The sequence below is a fragment of the Brevibacillus sp. YAE8 genome (assembly GCF_057543335.1).
On record NZ_BAAIYG010000048.1, the window covers coordinates 1 to 15209 of the forward strand.

Sequence of the window (15209 nt, forward strand, 5' to 3'; positions counted from 1 at the left end):
AAGCTAGAATTAGAAAAATACGTCAAGTGGTTTAACGAAACAAGAATTCACTCGACATTGGGGTATCTGAGTCCACTCGTTTACAAACAGAAGGCACTTAAGAAATCCGTCTAGTTTGGTGTTGACAATCCATATCACCGACAATGAAGCAATGGAGTGCTTACTGCACTTACTTCCTCCGAAGATCAACCGCATGGCGCGATACATCAAACAACCTCTTGATGAGAGCATTCAATCGATTCATCTAGGCATCATTGAACACATTCGCACACCGTAAAGGAGGGGAGTGAATGAATGAAAACACCATCACTATTGTCGCAATTCTAATTTCTGTGCTTGTTGTATTTGTGGTCTACAAACACATTGAATTGACGGTGCATATTCGAGACATTGTAAATGTCACACTAAAAGCGAATAGGAACAATAACGAAGAAGAACCCAATACAAGATCGGATTCCTCATCTCCAAAAAGCTAAAAACATGGAGAAGGAGAAGGGGCTAGCTTCTCTCTCACCCCCAGTATATCAAAAGATAAGAAGGGAATGGTATGGTTGTAGCTTTGCTTTTGCTCGTTGTGTCGGGGAGTCTATTGGCATTTATAGCCGGAAGTCAGCAATTGCTCTGCAAACATATTAAAAATGCTAAAAAATCTGGTTGAAACACATAGCCTTCGCTAATGCGAGGGCCTTTTTTGTATGCTTGCGTAAGCAGAAGCGAATTAATGCGAAGGAATAGCAGAGACGGAGCTTGAGAACCCGAAAATATTCAGGAAAAAATCCCCAGAACTTTTTTGTATGCCAAAACGTCATAACAGGTGAACATAATAAACGTCGTGAGCCGATAGTGCTCAAACGATTATCAAAGGATGTTTAGCTATCGGTGTTCCATGGGCCAGAAAGGGAACTGTTGGGATAACGCTCCAATGGAGAGCTTTTGGGCAAAGCCAACAATAATGGCTTAATGGTAAGCTTTTCAAAATACGCAAATGAAGTGCGTACGGCAGTGTTTTGACATATTGAATCCTGCTATCACCGCAAAAAATGATACCAGTAAAGAGCCATATGATGTCTGAAGAGATTGTGACACAATCAAAAAATAAACAGGAGTGTGAAATATGAAAAAAATATTATTGGTTTGTATCATGGTAATGTTGATGCTAGCATCGGCTTGTGGAAATGTTGAAATGACATCAAATCCAAATAATTCTGGTGAGCCTAAACCTGAAACGGATGAGTCTATTATTCCAAAAAACACATCCGAATATTGTACTGTAGAACGTATAAATTTGGATAGTGAAACTGAAAAATATTTCTATGGAACCTGGAAAGTTGAGAAGCTTTTAGGATTTGCAAATTCATGGAATGATGCTTCTGAATATCCAACAGGGCAAAAATTTATTGGAGATGAAATTATAATCAAAAAAGACTTTTTTTCATCAAAAGGACTTAAAAACTATAAGAAATATCAATATGAACTAAAAAATCCATTATATGAGATTACAGCGACATGCTATAACTCTCTCTCTTTTTATAGATTATATAAAATAGATATCCCAGACTTAAATGAAAATGATGTAGTAAAAGTAATAGATATAAGTGACCCTTCTACAAAAATGACCATACCTGTAGGTTTAGGTTTTTTTGCTGTTAATAACGATAGGCTTATCTTGATATCAGAGGCAACTATTTTTGAGCTTAAAAAAATTACTGATTAAATGAATGAATGAAGGTTATGTAATAAGCTGTGCTAATAGAATAGAAAATATCCAGGAAGGTAAGGATATCCTAATAAGCGATTCTGAAAATGCCTGTGAATATAATTTTTTAAACAAGAAAGGTCAACCTTTAGGCTGACCTTTCTTGTTTATGTCGTAAAACGATTAAACTATAGTGTATATACTGGATATTTGTGAGTATACTTCGCGTCTTTACAAAATAAAGTTGCTTCTTCATTTCTTCTTGCTTTTAAATTTTTATCATATGAAAATGCTTTGCTGACTAATTTTGAACAAGTATCACTTTCAACTGGTGTAAGTGGGCCAGCAAAAAACTGATATATAAACCTATAGGCAAGCATAGCTTGTACATCTGGGGTTGTTAGCACCTTAGTACCTGCATTAAAAGTTAACGAAACAAGTGCATCAAACTGAGATTGTGTAAATTGACAACCTGTAGGAAGTTCTAAATCATTTACTGCCTTTACAGCCTTTGCAGTATCATCAGCAAAAAAAGAATTTGCCTTAGACTGAGAAATTGGTGAAGTATAACCTAGATTTAAAGACTTTGATAAAGCATCAGCTTCTGCTTGGGATAGAAGAGAATCATTTGGATTACCTGTTGTATTTTTTTTGTATACTTTAGTATCTGTTATCAAATGTCCCCATCCAACTGTTGGATACCCTTTAGGATCTCCATAAAATTTCAAGGAAAATCCCTCATGTTTTTTGATAAGGTTTGCTCCATCTGTGCCTAAAGAAAAATTGGACATAATAAAACTCCTTTGTATTGTTAGTAGCGACTATTTTGAGCGCTCAACTCATCGCCTTCACCCTTGTAGGTAAAAAAACAAAGTAAAATACAACCACCTCTTAGAAATTTTTTTGCTTTTTGGAAAAAGCCTTACACTTGCTTAAATTGTTTAAAAAGTGAATCAATCACTCGAAAGCCTTTGCACTCAAACGAACGAATTTTTAACAGATAAAAATCTATAATTTTTAGAGATCAAAGAACAACAAAAAAGAAGAATCCGATACAAGATCGGATTCCTCAGCTAATACGAGACAGAACAAGTGCCACTTCTTGGTCCGATACGTCCAGCCCCTCAACTTGAAGAGACGCTTTCGCACTCCGCATGGCTCGAGTAATATCAGCAACCGTTGGTTGACAACGATTGGATAAAAAAAGTAGATAGTCATAAGCCGACTGCTTGGCCTGTTCCGGAAGCAGCTCAAACAAGTGATAAGATCCTTCGTTTTCACTTCCACAATACCCCTCCCTTTTCTTTATATGACATCCGCAGATCGCCATATCTGCCTTTCTATGCCTGTTTCTAAGTTAGGGGTACTAATTCTTGGCCTTCTGGCGCTTGTCCGCCATTTGCTGCCGGGGCGGGGCACGCATTCGAGCCATCTGAAATGGAGACTCCCGCCAAATCTTGGCCGTCGTCCTCGACCTTGATCTGCCCGCAGTGCAGGCACATATTGGTCGATTTGTTCAGGAGGGCCGGGAATCCGTCCACAAGTTTGTCCGTTTTGCCATCCAGCCAGGGCATCGTCAGCACTGGCATGCACGGCATCGGGGTCAGCACTCCGTTATTGGCGGCAGTCGCCTGCGCGACCGCTGGATTACTCAAGCTGCTGCATTTGCCGAAGGGCATGATGTTGTCCAAAGGCTTGAAGTCCATCACGTTCATCTGCGGCTTGCCTTTGGCAAATACACCGTGACTGACCGGCATTTTCATCCGGCTTAGCTGGCTTCCTTGGCTGCAAGACAGAATCGCGCCTGCCACAACATAGCTTTTCTTTTCGCCGCTGGGCATCTGTACTTGAATGTCTTCAATATTTGCCAATGATTTTCCTCCTCTCCGCAATCGGTCCTATATAGATTGGAGGATTCTTGCTGTTCCGTTTGTTGCTTTGCTGTTCTACCATCCAATGTATATATAAAAAGGAATTAAAACCCATCACCACAGATATCGGATTGTTTCCATTCTTTAACAATGGACAAAAAGTCACGAACAACGATTACATTTATAGGATTTTAGAACTATAAAACTTTCTACAGCCCGAAATGCAATGCGAGCAAAAAAACAGACCGCCAGCACTTTGTCTGACGGTCCTCCTGTCTGTATTCAATTGACTTTTCTTCCTCACCTCTTCTGCACCCGCAAAACCGGCACCTTCTTCTGCTCATACGTCCCCTCCAATATCCCCTCATGGATGACGTTCAGCTTGAGCAGGCTGGCGATTTTCCCGGTGTCGGCCCGGGACATGAGGCGCCAGAGGGTCGGGTCGGGCAAGGAGTTGTAGAGGCGGTCGTCGCTGTATTCCCGGCGTTCCTGGTAGCTGATCGACAGCTTGAAGTCGCCTTCCTCGGCGCTGCCGGCTTCTGCGTAGGTGTCGATCAGCTTGCTTCGCAGCGCGCCAAGTTCATCCTCTACCTGTTTTTGGATTTCTTTCAGTTCGTAAAAGCGGGCGATTAGCTGTTCCATCTGCTCGTCCTCCTTGGTTTGGGCTGTTCCAATGAAGGATATGAGCGTGCAGCGGACAGTAGAACAAGACAGCCTGCACAAAAAAATCCTCTCTTCCGTCTGGAAAAGGGGACGCTTCTTTGATCTTGCTGCAAACAAACAAGCTTACTTCTCGATCGTCGTGTTGATCGCTTCGCCTGGGTGTTTTACCAGGAAGGTGGAGTATTCCACTTCCCACGGGTTCCATTTGCCTGCGCCCTGGTAGCCCCAGACGGAGTTGATGCGGGAAACGGTATCCGTGTTGTTCATGCCCACGATTCGTTGTTGTCCTGCGAGTTCATAGGTTCCGTTTCCGTCCATGTCGATTGGCGTCAGCGAGCCAAACGGATACGAATATACGGTGACGTCTTCGCCGTCTGCCTGCACTTTTCCGGCTTTGTCGTACAGCTTGGCCGCCACGTAAACATCCTGGTTGGCACTTACGTCAATGCTCAACGGCTTGTCCAACTGAGCGCCTTTGCCCTCCACCTTGAAGCCATTCACGAACTTGCCTTCGTAGCGGATGCCTTCGTTTTCCTTTTCGCCAAAAATGACGGTTGGCTTGTTGTTTGCAAACGTTGCGATCACGTGATGGTAGATGCCGCCGCTGCCGCCCGTCGCTGTTTTCACGAACGCATCGGCTACGTGATCTCCGGTGAAGTCTACGAGCGTCAGCTCGCCTTCGTAGCCGCCCAGCTCCTTGATGTCTGTTGCGCTGTATGTCTTCGATTTGCCGTCTTGCACGACGATGTTCATGTTGGACGCGTAAATGTCGTCGGCTTTCTCTTTTTGTCCGACCAGAAAGACTGTATCTTCTACCTTATCGCCGTTTACATCAGCGGACTTCACGTCGATGACATAGGTGTTTTTGTCGAGCTTCAATTCGTCTGCTGCTGCGAAAAGCTTGCCTTTCTCAGAGGCGGCATGCGCTGCCTTCGTACCTGCCAGATTCAATCCTGCTACGCCTACCACTCCTGCCAATACGAGAAAGGCGGCTGGTTTCATCCATTTTTTGTTCATTGTTTTTTCCTCCCTGGTTGTTCTTGACTACATAGACAACTATAGGACGAAGCCGCTTTTTTTTCGTTACAAATGGTTTACGAATCAAATACAAAGAGGTAAAAACTCTCTATTCCGGGCGGGCTAACCAGTGGCGGCGAGCATGGAGTGGGCAGACGGCGAACAGACAGCGGACAGGCGGCGAGCAGACGGCGGGCAGACGGTGGGCAGGCGGCGAGCGTCCAGCGGGCAGCCGACGGGCATCTATGAGCAGCCGACAGGCATCTATGAGCAGCCGACGGGCATCTACGAGCATTCCGGCGGGCATCCAGCGAGCAGCCGACCTGGCGAACATTCAAGTTGTAAGCGGAGCGCGCAGCCTGCTAGACGGCGTTCAAGTTTTGACTGCTCCTGTTTTTGCAATAGGCAGCTACTTGCTTGGCGAATTGCGGATGGTGGATCAATTCGCGGCTCCAATTCCAATACCAATTCCAGACCCGTGGATTCATGTCACCCTTGCGCAATCGAATTAGAAAAAATTAAGGAATTTTAACATCCAGCAAAAAGAAAAACTTCTCAACCGCTCTTCCGCTCCCCTGGTAGAGCCGAGGAAAAGAGAAGAAATCGCTGCAGCTTCTTGGAATACCTGCTGAGCAGCAGTTTTTATGCCCAACTCTGAGAAAAGCCCTGAGAAAAAGCGAACCCGCGCCCATAGTGACCGACTCAGCAAGCCGCTCAGAAATGCCCGCTTAAAAGCGCGCGTTTCGCTTTTCCCTCAAAGCTTCGGTAGCAATCCCAAAGAGCTTTCGCTGATTTTTCCTCTTTCCTCGCCAGCAGTTCTTGAGCGGTTGACGGTTGCTTTCAGGGCTGGCAGCCAAGCAAAAAAACATCCTTCCCCACCCGTCGAAAAGCCCCCAACTAATCAGCGACGCAAAAAACCGACCAGATATCACCATCTGATCGGTTCCTTAATCGGAGCAAGCCTTGGGCGGTGGCCTATTCGCTTTCAGTCTGCGCAGCCAGCGGAGTGACGCCCATACTTTCCAGCTTTTCGTAAATGTCTTTGAGCTTAGGATTTCCCTCGCCGACAATTTCCCCGGAAATTACGACAAGCGGATACCATAAATCTTCCTCAATGATGCGTGTCGCCCAGCTTTTGTCATCGTCTGTCTGCGGGTGTTGAAAGTCGCTGTACACGATGCGGATGCTGCCGCTGCCGTATTTGCGGGACAGAGCAGCCTGCAGCCATTCTGCCGTTTCTTTGGCCGATGGCAAATTGACGCAGCTTGCGCAGAGCTGTTCGGTTCCAAACACCTTGATTTCCACACTCATCTCATCCGCCTCCTCTCGGGTCCGTCGCTGTGCGAGATGTGTTGCGGGATTAAGACAGCGCCTGGTCGAGATCCTCGATCAAGTCTTGCACGTCTTCGATCCCTACAGAAATGCGCACCAAGCCGTCCGTAATGCCCAACTCGGCGCGGCGCTCTGCCGGGATGGAGGCGTGTGTCATGCGGGCAGGCACGCTGATGAGGCTTTCGACAGCTCCCAGCGATTCAGCCAGCGTGTAATACTTCACTTTTGCCAAAACTTCATCGGCGCGTTCAGCGCTGCCGACGTCAAACGAGATCATGCCGCCGAAGCCGCGCGCTTGTTTTTGAATCAGCTCATGCCCGGAGTGGCTGGACAAGCCCGGATAGATGACCCGTTTGATGTCGCTGCGCTCGGACAGCCATTTTGCCAATGTGCGCGCATTGTGCTCGTGCTCTTCCATGCGAATGCCAAGCGTTTTCATGCCGCGCAGAAGCAGCCAGGAATCTTGCGGGCCGAGGACGCCGCCGATCGCGTTTTGCACGAAATGCAGGTCTTCTCCGATCTGTGCATCTTTGGCGACAACCAGACCTGCGACGACGTCACTGTGGCCGCCCAAATACTTCGTTGCGCTGTGGAACACGATGTCTGCGCCCAGATCGAGCGGATTTTGCCAGTATGGCGTCATGAACGTGTTGTCGACGACGAGCAGTACGCCTTTTGCTTTGGCGATGTCCGCCAGCGCGCGAATGTCGCTTACTTTCAGCAACGGGTTGGTCGGCGTCTCCATGATGATCGCTTTTGTTTCCGGGCGAATGGCTGCCTCTACCGCTTCCAGATTGCTGGTGTCGACGTAGCTTGCTTCCAGGCCCATGCGGGAAAAGACGCGGGTCACTACGCGATATGTACCGCCGTACACATCGTCGCCGACTACGAGATGATCGCCCTTGCTGAACAGGGAAAGAATCGTGGACAATGCCGCCATGCCGGAGCCAAAAGCAAAGCCGCGGGCGCCGCCTTCGATTTCTGCAATGTACGTCTCCAGCGCGTGGCGCGTCGGGTTGCCGGTACGGGAATATTCAAAGCCTTTGTGAACGCCGATTGCTTCCTGCTTGTACGTGCTCACCTGGTAAATCGGAACGGAAACCGCCCCTGTATGTGGATCTCCATCGATTCCGCCGTGGATCAGCCGAGTTTTGATGCGCATCTTAGATTCCTCCCTGGTAAATTTTTTTGCTCAGATAGCGTTCGCTGCCATCGGCGAACAAGGTGACGATGTTCGTGCCCGGAGCTGCTTCCTTCGCTTCGCGCAGAGCTGCTGCCATCGCCGCTCCGGCAGAGCTGCCGACGAGCAAGCCTTCTTTGGCGGCGAGCTGCTTGACCAGATCGAATGCTTCCACATCGAGAATGGTGTGAATCGCGTTGAAGTAGCTGGTGTCCATGAACGGCGGCAAAAACTCCATGCCGATGCCTTCCGTTTTGTGCGGACCAGACTCTCCCCCGTTCAGGATCGAACCCTCCGGCTCCACAATCACGGTCTTAATGTTCGGATTTTGCTCCTTCAAATAGCGGGCTACGCCCATGAATGTACCGCCGGACCCGGCACCTGCGACAAACACATCCACTTGGCCGTCCATTTGGCTCCAGATTTCCGGGCCTGTCGTCTTGTAGTGGGCGTCAGGGTTCGCCGGATTTGCGAATTGCTGCGGCACGAACGAGCCTGGAATCGACGCGGCCAGCTCCTGTGCCTTGGCGATTGCTCCTTTAATGCCCAGCTCGGTCGGGGTATTCACAACCTCGGCTCCAAGCGCGCGCATCAGCTCCTGCTTTTCCTCGGAAAACTTGGCCGGGACGCAAAAAATGACTTTATAGCCGGTTCCTACAGCGGCAAGTGCCAAACCAATTCCTGTATTCCCTGCTGTCGGTTCGATAATGGTGCCCCCTGGCTTCAGTTGGCCATTTTCTTCAGCGGCGCGGATCAATTCCATGCCCAGTCTGTCCTTCACACTGCCGCCCGGATTGAAATATTCCAGCTTGGCAAACAAGCGTACTCCCTCGGGAAGCTCAAACTGTGTAATTTCGACGATTGGCGTATTGCCAATCAGTTCCTTCACATTGCGAAATACGTTCACGAAAATCTGACTCCTTATGTTGAAGTACTTGCTTTTTCATTATAACATGCTGCTATTGCAAAAAGTCCATGCGGTTCACATTGATTATACTTCTGGCGTGAAAGTGCTAACAGGGCATGTAAGCCATGGATTTATCGCCAGCGTACGATTATAATAAAGGAGAGTTGGAAAGGAGTGAATGTAACATGGATATGATGGATCAAGTACAAGAAGTTCTCGATAAACTGCGCCCTTACCTGCAACGTGACGGCGGTGACGTACAACTTGTTGACGTAGAAGATGGCATCGTGAAGCTGCGCCTGATGGGTGCATGCGGCAGTTGCCCTTCCTCCACCATCACCCTGAAAGCAGGGATCGAACGCGCACTGGTGGAAGAAATCCCAGGCATCAAAGAAGTGCAACAAGTATTTTAATCCAGGCGCACAGCCATGAAAGCAGCTACCGTCTTCGGCGTAGCTGCTTTTTTTATTTTCGCAGGGCGAATGCTCCCGCGCTCTTGCCTGCTTTTCTCATCCCTTTTTCCAAAAAGGCAATGACCCGCTCCGCGTACTCATCCGGAAGCAAAGCGAAGCTGCGCACGTGCCCGGCGTGCGGAACGAGCCAAATTTGCGAGTCCTCATCCTGTGCCAACGCGTGCAGCCGCTTGCTGTTTTCCGCGGGCACAGTCGAGTCTTTGGTCCCATGAATGAACATGATCGGCTTTTTCGCGCGGCTTACGATTTCATACGGCTTGACATGGCGCGGATTCGCGCGGAGCAAAACCGGGCTCAAGGTCAAAATCAGCCAGCTAAAAGGAAAGCGCGGCAGGCCCGTCCATTGCGGCAAATTTTCCTCCAAATATTCCCTGAGCGAATAAAACGGAGAGTCTGCCACAACAGCCGCAATTCTTGGGTCCGCCCCGCCGACGAGAAGCGACGTCGCTGCCCCCATGGAAAAGCCGATGAGGCCGATCGTCTGTCCCGGCTTTTTCGCTTCGGCAAAATCTATGGCTCCGAGCAAATCCTGCTGTTCGCGCAACCCGATCGTGGTCAACGATGGGCTGGACTGGCCGCTGTTGCGGAAGTCGAACATGAACACATCGTAGCCGGCATGCACCAGCTTTGCGGCGAGCGCCAGCGCGGGCAGATGCGGCTCCTGCCTGTTCTGGCTGTAGCCGTGGGCAAAAATCACTGTCCGGCCATTTGGCGTTCGCCCATTTTGGGTAGCGGACAGATACCAGCCCGCCAGTGAAATCCCTGCCTCTCTGCTCGGGAATACCACCGCCTCCGCTCCCTCGATCCCGAAGTCTTGCGGGTCCATGTCGATCGGCTTGCGCACGGGATGAGTAAGACGCCAGGTGACATGCAAGGCTATAGCGGAAGCCGCTACGACTGCCAAAAGCAACAGCCCCGCCGCCAGGATCAACACAGTGCTCATAGCGCGGTCAACGGCTCCTTCCCGCTCAGCACAGCGACGATGTTGGCTGCCGCCAGCCGTGCCATCTCATCTCGCGTCTGGATCGTGGCGCTGCCGATATGCGGGAGTGCGACTACATTTGGCAGGGACAAAAGCGGATGGTCGAGCGGAACCGGCTCCTGTCTAAATACGTCCAGCCCCGCCGCCCATATTTGTCCGGAAACCAAAGCCTCGTACAAGGCGGCTTCGTCGACGGTGCCGCCCCGGGACACATTCACGAAGACAGCCGACTTTTTCATCAGGGCAAATTCTCTTCCCCCCATCAAATGCCGCGTCTCTTCTGTCAGCGGCGTCAGCAGCACGACGTAGTCCGACTCCTGGAGCAGCTCATCCAGCCCGGCCAGCCGCGCTCCCGTTTCTGCCTCCGCCTCTTCCTTGCGATTGCGGTTGTGATACAAAATGCGCATGTTGAAGCCTGCTGCTCGCCGGGCAACCGCCTCGCCGATCCGTCCCATGCCGATAATGCCCAAGGTCGTTCCGTACACGCTTTGCCCGGCCATCAGGTACGGGCTCCACGAGGTCCATTCTCCGGCGAGCAAAAAACGGTTCGCTTCCGTCAATCTGCGGCCAGTCGCCAAGAGCAGCGCAAACGCCAAATCCGCCGTCGCCTCTGTCAACACGTCAGGCGTGTTGGTCACCGTGACCCCTCGTCTTTTGCAGGCGGCCACGTCGATATTGTCATAACCTACAGCCATATTCGCAACGATGCGCAGCTTCTTCGCACGGCGCAAAAGCTCCTCATCCACCCGTTCTGTCAGCATGGTCAGCACCGCGTCCGCTTGCTCGATCTCTTCCAAAAGCTTCGCGCGCGGCACTGGAGTATCTCCCTCCCACACGTTGACATGGGCTACTGTCTCCAGCATGGCTATGACTTCATTGGTCAGTTTCCTCGTGACGAATACTTGTGGCTTGCTCATTGTTTTGCCTCCACAGCCAATCAATTTGTGGAATGGACACGCCGTAATGCTCTTCGACCAGACGGGGATAGTGCCGGAGTCCTTCTTCCATTTTCGCCAGCTCGTCTTCCAGTTGGGATTGCCACGCTTCCACGTTCACTTCCTGCTTCTCCTCCAGCGGAAGCTCCTTGTAGGCTTCCACCAGCTTTAAAAAGCGGCCCGGATAGAGCATGAGCGCGTAGATCACGGCGTACTCCCCGGAAAGCAGCGGCGCAACGCTGTTGTAGCCCTCGAAAAAGTTGATCGTGGCTTCGTCATTCCAGCCGTTGCGTCTCGTTTCGGCTTTCAGCCATTGCCCCAGATCGCGAGCCCGCATGTCGAGAACCCAGTTCCATTCCCCCGCCATCAGGCGTACATCCTTCTCATTCCATAGCATATACCCTTGGTCAAAATTTTGGTAGGCTACTTTTCCAAGCCCGGCCGTTTCCTTCACGACTTTGTCGTAGCCCGCTTCCTGCAAGTACTGGACCGAGATTTCCCCGAGCTGATGCACGTACGTATAGCAAGTCAAAAGCAGCTCATCCATCGGCGTCAGCTCGACGTCCGATTCGTCCAATTCATCCCGGTACTCGTTGTAATGCCGTAGCTTTCTGCGCCACGTGCTCGGCCAGTTCCCCAGCGAGCTGTACGGAATAAACAGTTTGTCTCCGGAAAAATTTTTCGTAGCCTGATGAAATTGCGCCAGCGACTGGCCGCTTGCATAGGGCGCATTTTCCGGAACGGCCTCGCGCACTCCGCGATACAAATAGTAAAGCTGGTCGTCCTCGACAAAATGGGACTGTCCGCCAGTGGTCTTGACCAGCTTCAGCATGCGGATGTCTTGCTGCTGGCTCAAATGCTTGCGCACGCGCTCGACGAACTTGCTTTTGTACCGATAGCCGGCAGGCGCTTCGAACATGTAATACAGGCCCTGGTCGGTTTCGAGCACCTTGCTGGCGCCCGTCACGCGGTAGTTTTGCAACTGGAAGCCATATCGCTCCTGCAGCAGCTCTTTTTCCTCCATACGGGTCCATCCTCCTTGCACACCTTCTCTTGGCGCATTGTATGTCGCAAAACCGGGATAGGTGCCTATCTGGATGCAGATACTAGAAGAACTCATGATCGCCGGAAAAGGAGGAAAACCTAGATGATCGAGCATCCGCTCAACAGCGAGAGCTGCCTGGAGGTGGTCATCGGGCTTTTGGGAAAACGCGGCGTTTCCCTCGATGACATCGCCGAGATTGTGTTTTTCTTGCAAACGAAATACGTCCCCGACCTGACGATGGAGCTGTGCCTGGACAGCGTGAAGGCCGTGCTGAAAAAGCGCGAGGTGCAAAATGCGCTTCTGACTGGCATCCAGTTGGACATGCTCGCGGAGCAAAAACAACTGCTGCCGCCGCTTCAAAAAATTATCGAAACGGACGAGCCGCTTTACGGCGTGGATGAGGTAATGGCGCTTGCCATCGTCAATCTGTACGGCAGTATCGGCTTTACCAACTTCGGCTACGTCGACAAGCTCAAACACGGCAAGCTGGCCCAGCTCAACGACAAACGCTTCGGCGTCCACACGTTTTTGGACGACCTCGTCGGAGCGATTGCCGCTGCTGCTTCCAGCCGGATTGCCCATCGCCAGAAGCAGCAGGAAGAGTGCCTAGAGCGAGATGCGTAGCTGCCACTCCGGCAAATCGTTGGCGATATGCGTCGGCTGCACCGCGTGGCGGGCAGCTTCTTCCCGCGTCGAATAGCCTGTCAGGACGAGCAGGCTGTCCAGGCCGCTGTTTGCCCCGGCTTCAATGTCGGTGAACAGGTTGTCGCCGACGATCAACGTCTCGGATGCCTCTGTGCCGATACCAAATAAGCACGAGCAATATGCCCGTGCTTATGACCAAGAATAAAATATAGTCACTCCTTCAATAACTTGTCTAATACTAAATGAACCGCAATAACCGTTGCCATTAAGCTCAAGTAAGGCTCATCAGTCTTTAGTATCCCGCTGACACCAAAAAATACAATCAGGGAAAGTACAATGAGGGATAACAAGTAAGTCAATTTTCGGCTCAATTTACCGTCTCTCCTGCACTTGTTCTATTGTAACGATTATTTACTTTGGAATAGGTTACAGAAAGCCCTAAACCATTTAAAGAGACCCCGCTAATGGATGCTGTTGCTTGCCAAGAATAAGTAGCAAAATTATGTTCAAAATCTAAAAAGATTTTGTTTGACCCACTTCCCTTCTTAAAAAAGATGGAAAGTCTTCCGTGGTCTGTTTTGTAAATAGGTCCTCCACTGGTACTTTGTATCGTATCTTGTACATTGTAGACAACGCCACTTTTATTTTCAAATTTCTTCGTTACTCTAGATCCAGAACTTGGAGACCCATTGTTATCGTAGCCAGTTTGATTCCCTGCCTGGTCATAACTGTATGCATAAGATTTAATGATGGGATATGAATCATTATTCATTCGAACTGCTGCAACATCAATAGTATCAACCAAAGTGTCCCACGTTGAGAAATCCCAATATCCATCAAAATTATATTCTCCTGTTGAACTATTGTGATACAAGTAGTCATTTAGTGCTAAATCGGATGGGTCCGATTGGATGGTAATATCCGTTTCATTACTTACCTTTTCAAAACCAATGGATGCCATATATTTATCTATATCTCTCTTTGCATTAGCCAAATGCTTATTTTTCATCTCATTTAGCTTAACCTTTTCCGAACTGGAGTATTGGGAAATATTATTTTTCCCACTTTCCTTATTAAATTTTTCATATTCAAGCTTATATTTTTCTAAATGCTTCGCATAAATTTTTTCTTTTTCCTTTTCAATGCTGTCGATATCTGATAAAGAAGCTTTGGCATCAACCGAAGTACTCACTTGATTTGCCTCCACAAGTCCTCCTTGCCCCATCAAAAGCATAGAAACCAATAAGATCGCAGAGATTTTCTTCATCTTCATCCCTCCAACAAGTTATACTTAAGTAAAATTTATCAAAGACAACACTCCTTTGACAGTTACATTTTTACCATTTTATGTATTTTATAAGTGCTACTTTTATGTTCATACCCTGGATTTTAGCTCTTCACCGTAAAACGTGCTTGATCTCCCTCTATCGCAGTTTTTCGTAGTTATGTAGCCGGTTTACACTCCAGTCTAATGCGAATCTTGAATCTCTCTAGATTGCGGTAGCCGTAGGCTCTTCGTTTGATTACCTTCACTTTGTTGTGTGTCCCTTCAATCTTGGCATTCGTTACCCGAAAGGAAAAATAATGCTGAATAGGCTCTTGCCACTGGACAATCGTTTTGGCAATGGAACGAACCGCAGGAGTCGGAGAATAGAGATGGTCGACAATCCATTTCTGAAGCGCTTCCTCCCCTGCCTCTTGGGTTTCAACGGCATACACGGTTCTTATGTCTTGAAGCGCAAAGTAGAGTCGTTCCAGATGTGGATCTTCTGCTAACCAAATCTTCAGTTCCTGAAGCTCTTCGGGCTTCAGCTTGTCAGGAATCGTATGGAGCAGGCGTTGCTCATGTCTGCCCCGACGATGTGTTCCACGAGCATGAGTGCGTTTTCGGGTAGCTTCCAACGCTTTAGAGAAAAGCTGGATCACGTGAAATTTATCTGCTACCACAAGGGTATGCTTCCAGACCTGGCGTACGGTTTCAGCCATTCCTGGAGCCAAATCCGTGACAACTACCTGGGGAACCTTACGAAAAGGCCATTGCTGCAGCGCGTTTCGTACTTGTTCACGTGAACGTCCTTCTGTGACTTGCCAGATATGACCGGTTTGAGCATCCATGAGGTTCACGCCATACTTATGTCCTTTTTGCAGAGCAAACTCATCCAGACAGACCACTTCAGGAGCTTCATGTTCTTTTGGTTGAGCAAGGCGTTGGGGGGCCAGTTGGTAGTACCAGCGTTCAAGTGTCGAGTAGGCCACACTCAATTGCTTGGCAACCGAGAGCAAATCCCGACTGTGGCACATATCCACCGCCATCTCTTGAAAAGCAGAGGTGACGGATCCTCGAGGCGGGATACCGTTCCATTCCACTGTCCATGTAAGCCCACAACTCGCACAGCGCTGGCGATACACGGGAACGGATACCCAGACGGTCCCCCAAGCAGGAACGAAACGATGACGAAGAAT

General features: G+C 49.3%; 16 protein-coding genes and 2 pseudogenes. 4 read left to right on the plus strand and 14 right to left on the minus strand.

Going from position 1 to position 15209, the window contains the following annotated elements:
* The coding region (locus AC27IT_RS26730) for an IS3 family transposase (RefSeq protein WP_487092219.1) at nucleotides 1–114 on the plus strand (114 nt) is incomplete at its 5' end.
* 1000 nt (nucleotides 115–1114) lie between these two features.
* Entirely contained in the window at nucleotides 1115–1714 is a 600-nt protein-coding gene (locus AC27IT_RS26735) for a hypothetical protein (RefSeq protein WP_283858197.1), read from the plus strand.
* A 170-nt stretch (nucleotides 1715–1884) separates the two neighbouring features.
* Here AC27IT_RS26735 and AC27IT_RS26740 read toward each other — a convergent pair whose 3' ends face one another.
* The 8 genes and pseudogenes from AC27IT_RS26740 to cysK all read right to left on the minus strand — a co-directional run bounded on the left by AC27IT_RS26740 (nucleotide 1885) and on the right by cysK (nucleotide 8666).
* Nucleotides 1885–2487 carry a lysozyme gene (locus AC27IT_RS26740; RefSeq protein WP_283858198.1) on the minus strand — a complete coding sequence of 201 codons (603 nt, stop codon included), beginning with the start codon at nucleotides 2485–2487 and terminating at the stop codon, nucleotides 1885–1887.
* A 663-nt stretch (nucleotides 2488–3150) separates the two neighbouring features.
* Nucleotides 3151–3537 (minus strand): annotated as a pseudogene (locus AC27IT_RS26745) (DUF4280 domain-containing protein); the annotation flags it as partial.
* Between the two features lie 330 nt (nucleotides 3538–3867).
* Nucleotides 3868–4209 (minus strand): hypothetical protein, encoded by a 342-nt coding sequence (locus AC27IT_RS26750; protein WP_005836051.1) that lies wholly within the window; start codon nucleotides 4207–4209, stop codon nucleotides 3868–3870.
* Between the two features lie 144 nt (nucleotides 4210–4353).
* Nucleotides 4354–5247, minus strand: coding sequence for a hypothetical protein (locus tag AC27IT_RS26755; protein ID WP_122952382.1), 894 nt, complete (start codon nucleotides 5245–5247; stop codon nucleotides 4354–4356).
* Between the two features lie 109 nt (nucleotides 5248–5356).
* A complete protein-coding gene (locus tag AC27IT_RS26760) occupies nucleotides 5357–5542 on the minus strand; it encodes a hypothetical protein (RefSeq protein ID WP_431809704.1) in 186 nt (61 codons plus the stop codon).
* 680 nt (nucleotides 5543–6222) lie between these two features.
* A complete protein-coding gene (locus AC27IT_RS26765) occupies nucleotides 6223–6558 on the minus strand; it encodes a YuzD family protein (RefSeq protein WP_005836047.1) in 336 nt (111 codons plus the stop codon).
* Nucleotides 6559–6607: 49 nt separating this feature from the next.
* Nucleotides 6608–7741: a bifunctional cystathionine gamma-lyase/homocysteine desulfhydrase gene (locus tag AC27IT_RS26770; RefSeq protein WP_005836046.1), complete on the minus strand. Its 1134-nt coding sequence runs from the start codon at nucleotides 7739–7741 to the stop codon at nucleotides 6608–6610.
* Between the two features lies 1 nt (nucleotide 7742).
* Nucleotides 7743–8666 (minus strand): cysteine synthase A, encoded by a 924-nt coding sequence (gene cysK, locus AC27IT_RS26775; RefSeq protein WP_487092215.1) that lies wholly within the window; start codon nucleotides 8664–8666, stop codon nucleotides 7743–7745.
* 191 nt (nucleotides 8667–8857) lie between these two features.
* Here cysK and AC27IT_RS26780 point away from each other — a divergent pair, with 191 nt between their 5' ends.
* Nucleotides 8858–9079: a NifU family protein gene (locus AC27IT_RS26780; protein ID WP_005836042.1), complete on the plus strand. Its 222-nt coding sequence runs from the start codon at nucleotides 8858–8860 to the stop codon at nucleotides 9077–9079.
* A gap of 52 nt (nucleotides 9080–9131) precedes the next feature.
* On the opposite strand, the gene AC27IT_RS26785 is transcribed toward AC27IT_RS26780, so the two are convergent.
* From AC27IT_RS26785 to AC27IT_RS26795, 3 genes are read right to left on the minus strand one after another with little or no spacing between them, the layout of a single operon-like run.
* Complete coding sequence (locus tag AC27IT_RS26785; protein WP_483072857.1) at nucleotides 9132–10082, minus strand: alpha/beta hydrolase; 951 nt, start codon at nucleotides 10080–10082, stop codon at nucleotides 9132–9134.
* Nucleotides 10079–11038, minus strand: a complete 960-nt coding sequence (locus AC27IT_RS26790; RefSeq protein WP_487092216.1) for a 2-hydroxyacid dehydrogenase — start codon at nucleotides 11036–11038, stop codon at nucleotides 10079–10081. The genes AC27IT_RS26785 and AC27IT_RS26790 overlap by 4 nt, the downstream gene beginning before the upstream one ends.
* Nucleotides 10995–12080 carry a protein kinase family protein gene (locus AC27IT_RS26795; protein ID WP_007777861.1) on the minus strand — a complete coding sequence of 362 codons (1086 nt, stop codon included), beginning with the start codon at nucleotides 12078–12080 and terminating at the stop codon, nucleotides 10995–10997. Before AC27IT_RS26795 ends, AC27IT_RS26790 begins: the two co-directional genes overlap by 44 nt.
* A 123-nt stretch (nucleotides 12081–12203) precedes the next feature.
* Between AC27IT_RS26795 and AC27IT_RS26800 the strand changes: the two genes are divergently transcribed.
* The gene (locus AC27IT_RS26800; RefSeq protein WP_025843829.1) at nucleotides 12204–12725 is read left to right on the plus strand and encodes a phosphatidylglycerophosphatase A family protein; all 522 of its coding nucleotides are present in this window, start codon (nucleotides 12204–12206) and stop codon (nucleotides 12723–12725) included.
* Here the strand turns inward: AC27IT_RS26800 and AC27IT_RS26805 are convergent.
* The 3 genes and pseudogenes from AC27IT_RS26805 to AC27IT_RS26815 all read right to left on the minus strand — a co-directional run.
* Nucleotides 12708–12905, minus strand: a pseudogene (locus tag AC27IT_RS26805) (HAD hydrolase-like protein); the annotation flags it as partial. The gene AC27IT_RS26800 and the pseudogene AC27IT_RS26805 overlap by 18 nt on opposite strands.
* 208 nt (nucleotides 12906–13113) lie before the next feature.
* The gene (locus AC27IT_RS26810) at nucleotides 13114–14013 is read right to left on the minus strand and encodes a hypothetical protein (protein ID WP_487092217.1); all 900 of its coding nucleotides are present in this window, start codon (nucleotides 14011–14013) and stop codon (nucleotides 13114–13116) included.
* A 176-nt stretch (nucleotides 14014–14189) separates the two neighbouring features.
* A partial coding sequence (locus AC27IT_RS26815; protein WP_487092218.1) for an ISL3 family transposase occupies nucleotides 14190–15209 on the minus strand: 1020 nt, incomplete at its 5' end.

Excerpts from the sequence above, each read along its gene's own strand:
- AC27IT_RS26785 (WP_483072857.1), bottom strand. The coding sequence starts at position 10,082 with ATGAGCACTGTGTTGATCCTGGCGGCGGGGCTGTTGCTTTTGGCAGTC.
- AC27IT_RS26780 (WP_005836042.1), top strand. The coding sequence starts at position 8,858 with ATGATGGATCAAGTACAAGAAGTTCTCGATAAACTGCGCCCTTACCTG.
- AC27IT_RS26750 (WP_005836051.1), bottom strand. The coding sequence starts at position 4,209 with ATGGAACAGCTAATCGCCCGCTTTTACGAACTGAAAGAAATCCAAAAA.
- AC27IT_RS26760 (WP_431809704.1), bottom strand. The coding sequence starts at position 5,542 with ATGCTCGTAGATGCCCGTCGGCTGCTCATAGATGCCTGTCGGCTGCTC.
- AC27IT_RS26765 (WP_005836047.1), bottom strand. The coding sequence starts at position 6,558 with ATGAGTGTGGAAATCAAGGTGTTTGGAACCGAACAGCTCTGCGCAAGC.
- AC27IT_RS26795 (WP_007777861.1), bottom strand. The coding sequence starts at position 12,080 with ATGGAGGAAAAAGAGCTGCTGCAGGAGCGATATGGCTTCCAGTTGCAA.
- AC27IT_RS26740 (WP_283858198.1), bottom strand. The coding sequence starts at position 2,487 with ATGTCCAATTTTTCTTTAGGCACAGATGGAGCAAACCTTATCAAAAAA.
- AC27IT_RS26810 (WP_487092217.1), bottom strand. The coding sequence starts at position 14,013 with ATGAAGAAAATCTCTGCGATCTTATTGGTTTCTATGCTTTTGATGGGG.
- AC27IT_RS26735 (WP_283858197.1), top strand. The coding sequence starts at position 1,115 with ATGAAAAAAATATTATTGGTTTGTATCATGGTAATGTTGATGCTAGCA.
- AC27IT_RS26790 (WP_487092216.1), bottom strand. The coding sequence starts at position 11,038 with ATGAGCAAGCCACAAGTATTCGTCACGAGGAAACTGACCAATGAAGTC.
- AC27IT_RS26755 (WP_122952382.1), bottom strand. The coding sequence starts at position 5,247 with ATGAACAAAAAATGGATGAAACCAGCCGCCTTTCTCGTATTGGCAGGA.
- AC27IT_RS26800 (WP_025843829.1), top strand. The coding sequence starts at position 12,204 with ATGATCGAGCATCCGCTCAACAGCGAGAGCTGCCTGGAGGTGGTCATC.
- AC27IT_RS26770 (WP_005836046.1), bottom strand. The coding sequence starts at position 7,741 with ATGCGCATCAAAACTCGGCTGATCCACGGCGGAATCGATGGAGATCCA.